Source organism: Pseudoalteromonas sp. J2K-J031 (genome assembly GCF_058197095.2).
In genome coordinates this window covers 261344-274084 of sequence record NZ_CM200279.1, presented here as the reverse complement: position 1 = coordinate 274084, position 12741 = coordinate 261344, and the positions used below count along the sequence as shown (strand labels likewise).

The following is a 12741-nucleotide window of genomic DNA, read 5'->3' as shown; positions in this document are numbered from 1 at the left end:
TTAATTTTAGCCAGAGTTGAATTTACTTAATGAAAAAATTGCTGACCTCCCCTTCAAAAATGAAATTATCTGATGGCGAAAACATTATTTATCAAAATATTCTTAAGTTAGTCCCAGAAGTTAGTTTGAATTTAATGGCTGTAAAAGTTGAAAACCACCCGACTGATTTTGCATCATGGTGTGAAGAGTTATTAGATGTGTGTCAAAATCGCATTAACTTCAATTTACTTGAAGACAAACAACTGCCCGTTGTAAAAAAGATGGCCGTGCAACTCCAGCAAGCGATCACCTTGCAACAATTAAAAATGCTTCGCATTGCACCATGGCCTGTTTTGGCCAGTTTTATTATTAATAAAGCGAAATCACTCGCTCTCGATGAGCAACTTGCCCTAATGCATTATATTGCAGGCATTAAAAAGCAAAATTTAGCGAGTATGATTGAAGAAGACCGCTTAGCATTTGCAGGCAAACATGTTCCTAACCACGATCCTGCTATTTATACGTTTGATGTTGAGTGGTTTTGCTCCACAAAAACAGCCAAAGGATTTCACTGTGCTTTAGAAGCTGCGCCAGAGAAATTAGATACTGCGTTAAACCATATTCCTCTTGAAGGCGACATCACAGAAGCGCATTACTTGAGCTTTTTGAATGATTATCTAGCTGCTTTTGTTGGATTAGATGACGATAAAGCAACTTTAGCCCCTGCTACACGCTTATTAGCAATGCGTCGCCCTGATGTGTTTACGACATTATCTCAACCAAAATTAGAGTTATTGAGTCAAGCCTTAGGTTTTACAAAATTACACAATCGCGACTTTAAGCGTTATTGGTCTGATATCGTTCAAACACTTAACAATACACCTTGGTTCAATAGTGCGACACCAGAAATTGAGCAAGAGCATGAATTATGGAAAATTCGCGCATTATTACCAAGCTTGTTATTTTATTGCGATCAACAACAAGCTGATAGCTCAAACTACATCAAATCATTGAATAAGCCCAAATCAACCAAAGCTAAAGCAAACCTAAATAAAGGGCAAAAGCGCTCTCAAGAATCAGCTGAAATTTTAGTAGATCGCGCTTTAGCGGCAGACGATATTCCTGCACACATTAAAGCCATGCGAGATTCAATTACTGCCGAAGTTGCAAAAGGACGTAGCGTTAACGAAACCATCGCTTTAATGCGAACTATTTTTGGTTAATGACCCCTACACTTTGTTGCATAATAAATGTGCAAACATATTAAAAAGCGCACTTATTTAGTGCGTTTTTTGTTTTATCTTTTTAATCCCAATTTAAAAAAACAAATAACCGACTGATATTATTGATAATTTACAAGTTAATTATTTGTTAAAATCATGGCTTATCTTTTGCAATTTCCTCAATGAAAAATTTATGCGCTATCATTAAAAGGAAATATCATGCAAAAACAAACACTAATAAGTTTGGCTCTCACTTCTTTATTAACACTTACTAGTATTAACTCGTATGCCGAAGTCACTGCAAATATGGCTGCCAGCTCTAATTATTATTGGCGTGGTGTCACACAGTCAGCCGATCAAGCTGCGATCTCTGGCGGTGTCGATTATGCCAATGAGGCTGGTTTTTATGCTGGCGGCTGGGCTTCGAACATTGATTTTGGCCCAACAACAAGCGCAAGTTATGAACTTGACCTTTATGCAGGCTTTAGCCAATCAATTGGTGAAATTACCTATGACGTGGGCTATCTTTATTACGCCTATCCAGATGCTGATACATCGATTGACATGGGGGAGCTTTATGGGTCATTAAGCTGGCAATGGCTTACAGGTAAAGTTAGCTATCTTACTCACGCACAAAGTGACTCAAGCACATCAGAAGATATGCTGTACCTTGAACTTAATGCCTCATTTGAAATTTTAAATGCGACAGAACTCGCATTTCACTTAGGCCGCTCAAGCGGTGACACAATTAATGATTGGTATGGTGAAGACACCTACCTAGATTACAGTGTTAGCATTGCAAAAGAAGGATTCTCTCTAGGGCTAATCAAAACAAACTTAGCTGATGATGATTTAAAAGTGTTTGTCGGTTACAGCCTTGATTTTAAATTATAACCAAGGTGTGATTCGCTCATTCAGATAAGAAAAGCAGCGTTTTACGCTGCTTTTCTTTATTTTGAAATTACCTTAAGGAACACTGTGCCCTGTCGAAGCTTGCCAAATTCGGTACCACTGCTCACGCGATAATGTTAAATTTTGTGCCAGCAGAGCTGATGCAACACGATTAATATTACCAGTTCCAAGCACTACCGAAGGTGTACTCGGATGCGCCAATAGCCATGCGTAAACAACTTGATCAATACTGCTAGCACCAATTTCAGCCGCGACTTCACTTAAGGTTGCTTGTAAACGTAACGCTTTTGGATCTTGATCTGAAAACAATCGCCCACCGGCTAATGGTGACCAACACATAGGACGAATGTTCAACATTTGACACTGCTCTAAACTTCCATCATCAAGGGCTTTCATTTCATAAGGTGAAAACTCAATTTGATTTGTCAGCAGCGGCAGTGATAAACGCGATTGCAACAAGCTAACTTGCGAATGAGTAAAATTAGAGACACCAAAAGCCAGCACATCACCATTTTTATACAATTGCATAAATGCTTCTGCCACTTCGTCAGCTTGCATTAAATAATCAGGGCGATGAATGAGAAGTGCATCTAAACGATCTGTATTAAAATGACGTAACGATTGCTGCGCTGATGCAATAATATGTTGCGCACTTGAATCGTAGTGATTTACTTTACCCGCTTGAAGCTGCTCTTTAGAGGCAGGTCGAATGCCGCACTTGGTCACAATTTTAATTTGTTCGCGCACACTGGGGTTTAATTTCAGTGCAGCACCAAATTGTGCTTCGCATTGATAGCCCCCGTAAATATCAGCATGATCAGTCCAAGTAACCCCCAACTCAATGCTCTGCTCTAAAAAGTGCAAGCACTGCTGCGGCGTTAATTGCCAAGCCAATAAACGCCAAAAACCAAGTACTATCGGTGCAATCGCTTCTGCTGAACTATTTTTTGCATCAATCATTACAGTACAACCTTGACTGTTGATGAAACATATTTTGCATTACTTAACGCTTGCTCAACCGTTGTAGCCCGAGCAAGGCCAACCCCCATGCGGCGTGTACCGCTCACTTGTGGTTTACCAAATAAGCGTAAATCGGTATTTTCTAACGCTAATGCTTCGGCTAATTGCGCAAACTCGAGCTTAGCCGATTCTCCCGTCACTAAAATAACACTCGATGCCGAAGGACCCCTGAAGTGAATATTAGGAATAGGTAACCCTAAAATAGCGCGGGCATGCAGGGCAAATTCACTTAAATCCTGCGATATGAGTGTCACCATGCCGGTATCATGAGGACGAGGTGAAACCTCACTAAAATAAACCTCATCACCTTTTACAAAAAGCTCAACCCCAAACAAGCCAAAGCCCCCTAATGCTTGAGTCACCTTACTGGCTATCTCTTGAGATTTAAGTAAAGCAACCTCACTCATTGCTTGCGGCTGCCAACTTTGCTGATAATCGCCATTTACCTGAACATGGCCAATTGGCTGGCAAAAACTGGTGCCATTACGATGACATACTGTTAAAAGTGTAATTTCATAATCAAAATCAACAAATCCTTCAACAATTACGCGGCCTTTCCCCGCACGACCACCTTCTTGAGCATAATGCCAAGCATGACTTAGGTCAGCTTCTGATCGCACCACACTTTGTCCTTTACCTGAAGAGCTCATGATTGGCTTAACCACACAAGGCATACCAATGGCGCGTACTGCTTTGACAAAATCAGCTTCGCTATCAACAAACTGATACTGCGATGTCGGAATCGATAAATCCTCAGCCGCTAAACGGCGAATACCTTCACGGTTCATAGTTAACTGAGCAGCCTTCGCGCTTGGAACAACCGTAAAACCCTCTTGCTCTAGGGCAATAAGCTCATCGGTAGCAATCGCCTCAATTTCTGGAACGATTAAATCAGGTTGTTCACGCTCTATAATGGCCCTGAGTGCAACACCATCAAGCATAGATAATACATAACTACGATCAGCAACTTGCATAGCAGGTGCGTGCTCATAACGATCAAGTACAATAACTTCACAACCTAAACGCTTAAGCTCTATTACAACCTCTTTACCTAATTCACCACCTCCACAAAGTAAAACTCGTTTTGCGGTAGTTGAATAAGGTGTGCCAATTTTTATCATTTTAATTCCCTATTTGAGACTCAATTTATGCGATTAACCGTTCATGGATAAATTTTACCGTTTATCATAAATTTATACAGCAATTGTAATTAAATGTTAATTTATAAAGAATTAGAACTAATAATCACAACAAGGGAAAACACATGCAATCAACAAATCAATTTAGTGCAATACTCGATATCTTTACCTCCCCCTCTAAAGCTTTTGCCGGTTTAAAAGAAGCCAAAGGATGGTTTTTAATGCCGCTGATTTTAGTCTGCGGCTTAATGGCAGCTTCGCAATATACTTATTTCAGCCATGTCGATACCGAGTTTCTACTCGACCAACAAGTTGCTCAAGCTGGGGCAGATTTAACCACTGGTGAGCAAAAAATGATGCGCAATCAAATGGCAAGTACTGTAGATATGCAATATTTATTTGCCATGTTCGGTGGCATTATTGCCATTGTGGTTATGAACGCAATTATCGCTGGCTACTACAACTTTGTGGCTAAACAAGATATGACCACTGACTATAAATATGGTGACTGGTACAGTTTTGGTCTTTGGACCATGATGCCAACAATTTTTTACGCTATTGGTTTAATGGCCCTTGTTTTAACAGCAAGTACTGATCAACTGCCTCTTTCTATGATGAGCTATGCATCACTAAACCAACTAATCTTTGGCATTGAAGCTGGCCAACCATTTGCTGCACTACTCGACAGCCTTAACATCTTCTCATTTTGGAGTATTGCTCTGGCTGCAATTGGTTTGAAAACTTGGACTAACTTCAACATGAATAAAGCGATTGTATTTGCCGCCTTACCGACCGTGGTTATTTACGTTATTTGGGCCATTATTGCTGCACTTTAAGTGCAGCTTTTTGTGAGTAAATTATGAAAAAAATAATCATTATTACACTAGCAATAGCAGGTTTTGTTGGCTTAATTGTCTCAAAACAAATCAATGGCAATAAAGAAGCAATAAAAGTTGATATCCAATCAGCGCAGGTTGGCAAAATTTCCGACTCTATTCTTGCTTCTGGAAATCTAGTTTTTAATACCCAAGTACAATTACGTTCAGAAGTAACCGGGCGTGTCGCCAAAGTCTTTGTTGAAGAAGGCCAAAGCGTACAAGAAAACGACATTTTAATGCAACTCGACACCCAAGCATTTGAGTCAGAAGTAGAACGCATTCAAGCAATTGTCCGCGCCAGTGAAATTGAGATAAAACACGCAAAAACACGTTTAGTGAATTTTGAGCGTCAGCTCAAACGCCAAAAAGAGCTCAGTGCAGTCGGGTTAGCCCAACAAGAAACTCTTGATAACATTGAAAGTGCCCGCGATTTAGCAAAGATTGACATTGAAGCCCGATATGAATCTCTCAATCAAGCTAAAGCGTCTCTTTCTATTGCTGAAGATCGCTTAAGTAAAAGTGTGTTTCGCGCCCCAATGAGCGGCTTACTCGCATCAGTTAATATTAAAGAAGGCGAAACCGTAATTGCAGGTACCACTAATATCATTGGTTCTGATTTAATGCTTGTGGCCGACCCAAGTGCAATTTTGGCTGAACTTCGTGTTGATGAAACTGATATCGCCAGCATTAAAGAAGGCCAAATCGCCGATATCTATGCCGCAGCTTATCCAAACCAACCTTTTAAAGGTAAAGTGATAAACATTGGTACATCAGCTAAAAATCAAGCGGGTTCTCAAGGCCTCTCTTTTCGAGTGAAAGTATTACTCGACCCAACTGATCGCCAACTTTATGCAGGAATGAGCTGCCGTGCTGAAATTGCCACATTTATTGCTGAAGATACCTTAAAGCTACCAATTGAAGCGATTCAAAAAGAAGATGACAAACATTTTGTATGGATTGTTGATAGCAATAATAGTGTCAGTAAGCAATTTATCGAAGTCGGTATTTCGTCAGATGTTGAGCAAGCAATTAAAAGTGGTTTAACTGAGCAAGACAAAGTGGTCATTGGCCCAGCTCGCCCAGTCAGTAAACTCAAAGCGGGCGATATAATTAGCCAACTTGAAGATGATGAGAAAAAATCAACCAAGGATGAAGCATAATGGATGCCGTCATCAAACTTCAAAACATTGAAAAACACTACAAAATGGGTGACCAAACCTTTAAAGCACTTGCTGGTGTTAATATTGAAATTGAAGCTAACGATTACGTCGCCATCATTGGCCCTTCAGGCTCGGGCAAATCGACCTTGATGAATTTAATAGGGTGTTTAGACATCCCAACTACCGGTGAATATTACTTAAAAAACAAACTAGTAGAAAGCATGACGGAAACTGAGTTAGCACATCAACGTAATGAAAGTGTTGGTTTTATTTTTCAAAGCTTTAACTTACTACCACGTGCTACTGCGCTTGAAAATGTAATGCAGCCCTTAGTTTATCGTTTTATTCCGGCTAAAGAGCGCAAACTAAAAGCACTTGAAGCCCTAAAACGAGTGGGTCTAGCCGATAAAGTAAATCATTTATCGAATCAGCTATCTGGTGGGCAACGTCAACGTGTTGCTATTGCTCGCGCACTGGTTACCAAGCCACATATTTTGCTTGGCGACGAACCAACCGGTAACCTCGACAGTAAAACAACAAAAGAAATTATGGCGCTATTTGATGAGCTGCACCAAGAAGGGCACACCATTATTTTAGTCACTCACGAGCAAGAAATTGCCGACCATTGCCATCGGGTTATTCGTTTAGTTGATGGCCAAGTCGTGGCCGATACACGCAATCATCATGGAGAAAAACTTAATGTTTAGATCTCTTATCGCCATAATGGAAGGGACAAAAGCCGCCCTGCAAGCCATTCGCGCAAACGCAATGCGCAGCGCCTTAACCTGTTTAGGTATCATCATTGGCGTTGCTGCGGTCATCACCGTGGTTGCAGTGATGCAAGGTTTCACTAAACAAATCAATAATATGATGGCTGACATGGCGCCTGACGTCACCACTATTAAGCCATTTACCAGCCCAGAGCAAGAAATGGTCGGTGTACGCAGCAAGCTCACCTACGAAGATTTTTTAGAACTCAAAGGTAAAATTAAAGAAGCCGAAACCATGACGGCACTGATGTTTACTTGGCGCTTTGCTGGCGGGGCGCAATATGGAAATAAAACCCATAATTCTCGCGTGATGGGCACCGAGCAAGATTATCAAAAAGCCTACCGCACTTACCCTGATAAAGGTCGCTTTATTCGTGCTGAAGACGATGAAAAACGCCGCAGAGTTGCTTTTATTGGCCCAAGTTTAATCGAGAAACTTAACCTACCGAAAAACCCAGTTGGCGAATACATTAAACTCGGTGGTGAATGGTTCCGCATCATTGGTGTTGCAGAATCACAAGGCAGCCTCTTAGGTTTTGATCAGGATGATTATATTAACATCCCAATCAGTACCATGAGTGCGCTTGAAGGCGCTATGGGCTCAAGCAATGTACAAATTATGTTTCGACTTAAGCCCGATGCAAATGAAGAGCAAATTACCGCTCAAATCACCCGAATTTTGCGCCAACGCCATAAAATTAAAGATGGTCAAGACAGCGACTTTGAATTTGAGACTGCTGAAAAAGCACGGGCTAATTTTGATAAATTCACAGGCAGCGCAACCGCAATTACCGCAGGTATTGTTGGGATAAGCTTGATTGTTGGTGGTATTGGCGTGATGAATATCATGCTTGTTTCTGTCACTGAACGTACCCGTGTCATTGGTACTCTCAAAGCATTAGGTGCAACACCCGGCTTTATCATGCTGCAGTTTTTAGTGGAAGCCGTTGTATTATCACTGTTTGGCGGCCTCATTGGCTTAGCGCTTGGTTATGGCATGGCGGCCATGATTTCAGCCATGGTGCCAAGTATGCCCGATGCGTTTATTCCTGGGTGGGCCATAATGCTGTCATTTGGTTTTACTTCGATGATAGGGATTGTGTTTGGTTTAGCGCCTGCAATTAAAGCTGCGCGACTCAATCCTATCGATGCGCTACGTTACGAATAACCAATTCAGTATGTTGATAACAAAAAGGCTGCAATGTGCAGCCTTTTTATTTGTAACATTAATAATATGGGTACTGGATAATAAATAAACCTTAAATTCAAGACCTTATTAAACATCTTATCCTAAAGTCAGGTTCAATAGTTTATTCAGACGCCATCGGCACTTGTGTCATTGCACAGCTGGTTTTTACAGTTTTTGGGTACCAAATTGGCCCAACAATATTGGCCGCACCGGCCGCCAAACCATTAATAAATGACAATTGCGTTTCAACACTTTGCCATTGGCCGCCATTGCAATTAGCTTTTAAATCTACCGGGCTTGAGCCTTCATATAATGCTAATGCAAAATTGTGATGCCACTGTTCGCTCGTCGCTGGTGCGTTAACTCCTTGACTGCCATTATCAAAATGGATACTGGTACAACCCGTTGCAAACAAGGTTAATGCTGCGATTAAAAGAATCTTAGTTTGCATGATTTATCTCCATTGGGGTTGCTAGATTAGCCTGATTATCACACCACACTTTTACGGTATGCGGAGCATAAATACCCAGAGTAATACCACCTAATAAACCATCGGTAAAAGTTGCTTGTGACTGCATTTGTAATACCTTACTGCCACCACACACTTGCTTTACATCAACACGTTCATCACCGACCAATCCCCACAAAAAAAACGGCCGGCTATCTTGATAGGTTGGTTGAGTTGACAATTTACTGATTTTTTCGGGCTGAATCGTCACCGAAGAACATGCCGCTAGTGACAATAGTGCAGCAACGAGTACTAATTTTTTCATTTGAGAAACCTTGATTGCGTTTGTTCCAATAATAAACGTAATTGAACTACAAAGTCGTAAAAAACTGTTATTGAAGTGTAAGTAACACGACTAAAAACCAAATAATAGGTAAGTGCGATATATCGCAGCGAATATAGCTCACGCTTGTCTATACAAGAATTATTTGGCCTGAAGCCAGTGTATTTTTGTCTAATGTCACCACTAACCGATCACCAGAACTGAGCTTTCCTACCCCTTTTGGCGTTCCTGTAAGCACAATATCACCTGGCACGAGCGTAAAATACTGACGAATTTCATCGACTAATTGAGCAATCGAAAAAACCATTTCACTCGTTTTACCCGCTTGGCGTTCGTCATTATTAATAGCGAGAGTAAACCCAAGATTATTAAAATCCGTCTGATCAGTAACTTCAATAAAAGGGCTTACAATGCAGCTGTTGTCATACGCTTTAGCTTTTTCCCACGGATGCCCTTTGCTTTTAAGCTCCGTTTGCATATCCCTCAAGGTTAAATCCATTGCCACACCAATGCCTGCAATTTGCTGTTGTAAATTAAGCTCAGTTGCAGCACCGATCGTTTGGCCAATTAATAACGCTAACTCAGCCTCATAATGGTGATCACCCAAACGCTGCGCTAATGGTATTTGCCCTTTGAACGCCACAAAACTCGAGCTAGGCTTGATAAATAACATCGGACTATCAGGGACTGCGTTGTTTAATTCGGCGGCATGTTCACGATAATTTCGCCCAACACAAACCGCTTTAGCAGGTAACAAAGGTATATCGCCCGCATTTAACCATTCAAATTTTTCCATACTTTCCTCTGCTAGACATCTAAAGCCAATCTCATTATTAAGGAAGTAGAATATTACTCAGATACAAAAAAGGCGCAATAGCGCCTTTTTAAACAATAAAATTAAACTGTTAACTTAATGAACGACTTTAATTCGCTCAAGTAAATCTGATTTTTCACTTTCTTCTGACAATATAAAATCCAACTGCACCAATAAGTTTTGTGCACCTTGTTGCGTTGCTTTATATTGCCACTGCTCTAACGCAACCTTCGCATTGTGTTCAAATACCTTTTCAGGCTGCGCACTGACAACTGACACATTTTTAACTTGCCCTTCAGGATTTACATCGTATTTTAAAACCACTGAACCTTCGATTTTTTGTGCCGCAGCATCTGCAGGGTATTTGGGCTCAATACGCATCACAGGTGATACTTTATGTTCAACTTGAGCGCCTTGCTGAGTCGCGTGATCACCCGCAATCGCAACACTTCCTAATAATCCAGTGATTAAACTAAGCATTGCAAGCTGTACAAATGGTTTTTTGCTAGCGCGATTTTTAATAAAACTTAAACGATTTAACATGGTGCGTTTCTCCGTATAGTGGGTATAGGCATACAATTGATGTTGGTTATTTTCAATGCTTAATAACATCGCTTTACCATAAGCAAGGCATTCTTCGACTGATTTGTTTTCTAACACAGCTTCATCACAAGCAAGTTCTTGTAAACGTCGATAACTTTGATAACCCAACCAACTGAGTGGATTAAACCAAAACAAACATAACAAGATCACTGCCAGTAAATTAAACAAGGCATCTTTACGACGATAATGACAAAGCTCATGCTCTATAATCATGCTCAGTTGCTGAGCACTGTAGAGCTGCTGATAGTTCGCAGGAAGTACTAATTTAGGGCGTAAAAAACCAAGTAAAATTGGGCTGGCAACGTCCCTGCTGCTCACAATCTTGATTGGCTTCAACTCATTATCTTTAACTAAAAAATCCAACTCTTCATTAAAAACAACACGCTGCTTATGAGCAAAAGCACACAATAGCGCCGTCCCAATACAACCAAATAACCATAACAACTCACTAAAATGATAATTAAAACTCTCATCTGAATTAGCTGAAAGCTGCACAACATAACTTGGTATTTCAAAGGAAGTTTGAGGTTTGAGGTCGGAAGGTAAGTTATTAACAATTAATACCAGTGGGAGCAGCAACCAAAGTAAATAAGTTAATCGTGCACTGAGTGACCTAATCATGGTGCGCTCTAAAAGCAACATCAGCAAAATTGCACCACTGAACACAACTTGCTGACTAAATAGCCAATCAATCATTTTCTTTTTCCCAGTTAGCAATCACTTTTTTTAACTCATTAATATCGGTTTGACTAAGCTGCTCTGTTTTGGCAAATCCGGCAACCAAGGGGGCTATACGCCCACTAAACAACCGCTCAATCAGGCTTTGGCTTTCTTTAAGTGTGTAGCTATCGCGCTCTAATAATGGTGAATATAAATAACTGCGCTGCTGCTTTGAAAAATCAATAGCTCCTTTTTTAACCATTCGATTTAAAAGGGTTTTTACTGTTTTTTCATGCCACGGCTTTTGCTGATTTAACCGCTCAATAATGTCACTGGCGCTGGCTGGGTGTGCAAACCAGATTGCTTCTAATACTTCAAATTCGGATTTACTAATTTCAATCATTGTCTTTTCACCTTAATGATTACAGTTGTAATACATTAAAATTACACTTGTAATCAAGATTACGCAAGTATATTTTTATATCCAATTGAATACTGAAATCGACTTAACCACACGCACTAAGCACACCAAATCTTCAGTCAATCAGTCCCTTTTAGCCTTTGAAGACCACAAAAAGACCGAAAATCATTATTTGTACCTTTGCGGCTGATAATTTGTTACTTTTTGTGTAACAAAACAAAGAGGAAGTTAAATATGCTTAAAAATAATAATGAGCTGCCAGACATAGCTAAAGCAGCAACAAAATCTAAAGGAATAATTGCTTCTGGGGTCGTTGGAATTTCAGCATTAGTGATTTTCTTTCAATCACTTTACACCGTCGATGAAGGCCATGTGGGAATTATCAAGCGATTTGGAGAAGCGACCGAACAAGTCAATCCAGGGCTTCATACTAAAATTCCATTTGTAGATACCGTTGAAGTACTTGAAATTCGCACACGTAAAAATGTCGAAACATTAAATGCATCGACCCATGAGCAAATGCCTGTGACCGCTGAAGTGTCAATAAACTGGACGGTAATGCGTGAGCAAGCTTTTGATTTATTTAAAAGTTATGGTGGTTTAACTCAGTTTGAAACTCGTATTTTAGACCCAAAACTGCGCTCAGCAACCAAAGATGCTCTTGCACGTTACAAAGCCGAAGAGTTAATTCAAAATCGCTCACAAGTAATTGCACAAATTGAAGAGTTGCTCGTAGAAGAAATGAAAGATTACCCGGTAAAGCTCGATTCAGCTCAGCTAGAGAATCTAGGATTACCACAAAAATACATTCAATCGATAGAAACGAAACAAACCGAGAAAAACTTAGCAGCAGCCGAAATGCACCGCTTAGAGCGTCAAAAACTCGAAGCTCAGCAACAAGTTAATACTGCTTTTGCACAGCGTGATGCTGCAAAAGCACAAGCAGATGGTAAAGCGTATTCGATTAAAGCCGAAGCTCAAGCAGAAGCCGAAGCAATCAAGCTAAAAGGCTTAGCTGAAGCCGAGTCAATTCAGAAAAAAGTGGAAGCACTCAAAGGCTCTAAAGAAATGGTCGAATATGTCAAAGCACAGCAATGGAATGGCCAAATGCCAACCACAGTGATGGGTTCTGAACAAAGTGTTCTTTGGAATCTTGAGCAAAAACAAAAGTAATTACTGTAA

Annotated in this window: 14 protein-coding genes; 7 read left to right on the top strand and 7 right to left on the bottom strand. The window is 40.4% G+C overall.

The features are described from left to right. Positions 1-29: 29 nt before the first annotated feature. Positions 30-1202 (top strand): hypothetical protein, encoded by a 1173-nt coding sequence (locus AC3KZC_RS01270; RefSeq protein ID WP_490578242.1) that lies wholly within the window; start codon positions 30-32, stop codon positions 1200-1202. A 219-nt stretch (positions 1203-1421) separates the two neighbouring features. Continuing rightward, complete coding sequence (locus AC3KZC_RS01265; RefSeq protein WP_490578243.1) at positions 1422-2096, top strand: TorF family putative porin; 675 nt, start codon at positions 1422-1424, stop codon at positions 2094-2096. A gap of 72 nt (positions 2097-2168) precedes the next feature. On the opposite strand, the gene AC3KZC_RS01260 is transcribed toward AC3KZC_RS01265, so the two are convergent. After that, on the bottom strand, positions 2169-3074 hold the full coding sequence (locus AC3KZC_RS01260; RefSeq protein ID WP_490578244.1) for an aldo/keto reductase: 906 nt from the start codon (positions 3072-3074) through the stop codon (positions 2169-2171). After that, a complete protein-coding gene (purT, locus tag AC3KZC_RS01255; RefSeq protein WP_490578245.1) occupies positions 3074-4255 on the bottom strand; it encodes a formate-dependent phosphoribosylglycinamide formyltransferase in 1182 nt (393 codons plus the stop codon). Before purT ends, AC3KZC_RS01260 begins: the two co-directional genes overlap by 1 nt. Positions 4256-4398: 143 nt before the next feature. Here purT and AC3KZC_RS01250 point away from each other — a divergent pair, with 143 nt between their 5' ends. The 4 genes from AC3KZC_RS01250 to AC3KZC_RS01235 are packed head-to-tail and all read left to right on the top strand — an operon-like array spanning position 4399 to position 8249. Continuing rightward, on the top strand, positions 4399-5109 hold the full coding sequence (locus AC3KZC_RS01250; protein ID WP_490578246.1) for a Yip1 family protein: 711 nt from the start codon (positions 4399-4401) through the stop codon (positions 5107-5109). 23 nt (positions 5110-5132) lie between these two features. Further along, positions 5133-6311: an efflux RND transporter periplasmic adaptor subunit gene (locus AC3KZC_RS01245; protein WP_490578247.1), complete on the top strand. Its 1179-nt coding sequence runs from the start codon at positions 5133-5135 to the stop codon at positions 6309-6311. Next, positions 6311-7018, top strand: a complete 708-nt coding sequence (locus AC3KZC_RS01240; protein ID WP_490578248.1) for an ABC transporter ATP-binding protein — start codon at positions 6311-6313, stop codon at positions 7016-7018. The genes AC3KZC_RS01245 and AC3KZC_RS01240 overlap by 1 nt, the downstream gene beginning before the upstream one ends. Beyond that, the gene (locus tag AC3KZC_RS01235; protein WP_490578249.1) at positions 7011-8249 is read left to right on the top strand and encodes an ABC transporter permease; all 1239 of its coding nucleotides are present in this window, start codon (positions 7011-7013) and stop codon (positions 8247-8249) included. The genes AC3KZC_RS01240 and AC3KZC_RS01235 overlap by 8 nt, the downstream gene beginning before the upstream one ends. A gap of 142 nt (positions 8250-8391) precedes the next feature. On the opposite strand, the gene AC3KZC_RS01230 is transcribed toward AC3KZC_RS01235, so the two are convergent. The 5 genes from AC3KZC_RS01230 to AC3KZC_RS01210 all read right to left on the bottom strand — a co-directional run bounded on the left by AC3KZC_RS01230 (position 8392) and on the right by AC3KZC_RS01210 (position 11541). After that, positions 8392-8721 (bottom strand): Bor/Iss family lipoprotein, encoded by a 330-nt coding sequence (locus AC3KZC_RS01230; RefSeq protein WP_490578250.1) that lies wholly within the window; start codon positions 8719-8721, stop codon positions 8392-8394. Continuing rightward, on the bottom strand, positions 8711-9043 hold the full coding sequence (locus AC3KZC_RS01225) for a Bor family protein (RefSeq protein ID WP_490578251.1): 333 nt from the start codon (positions 9041-9043) through the stop codon (positions 8711-8713). Before AC3KZC_RS01225 ends, AC3KZC_RS01230 begins: the two co-directional genes overlap by 11 nt. Positions 9044-9191: 148 nt before the next feature. Then, positions 9192-9857: a fumarylacetoacetate hydrolase family protein gene (locus tag AC3KZC_RS01220; RefSeq protein WP_490578252.1), complete on the bottom strand. Its 666-nt coding sequence runs from the start codon at positions 9855-9857 to the stop codon at positions 9192-9194. Between the two features lie 114 nt (positions 9858-9971). Continuing rightward, positions 9972-11174, bottom strand: a complete 1203-nt coding sequence (locus AC3KZC_RS01215; RefSeq protein ID WP_490578253.1) for a M56 family metallopeptidase — start codon at positions 11172-11174, stop codon at positions 9972-9974. Further along, the gene (locus AC3KZC_RS01210) at positions 11167-11541 is read right to left on the bottom strand and encodes a BlaI/MecI/CopY family transcriptional regulator (RefSeq protein ID WP_490578254.1); all 375 of its coding nucleotides are present in this window, start codon (positions 11539-11541) and stop codon (positions 11167-11169) included. The genes AC3KZC_RS01215 and AC3KZC_RS01210 overlap by 8 nt, the downstream gene beginning before the upstream one ends. 252 nt (positions 11542-11793) lie before the next feature. On the opposite strand from AC3KZC_RS01210, the gene AC3KZC_RS01205 reads away from it, so the two are divergent. Next, positions 11794-12732: a prohibitin family protein gene (locus AC3KZC_RS01205; protein ID WP_490578255.1), complete on the top strand. Its 939-nt coding sequence runs from the start codon at positions 11794-11796 to the stop codon at positions 12730-12732. The last annotated feature ends 9 nt before the right edge of the window (positions 12733-12741 follow it).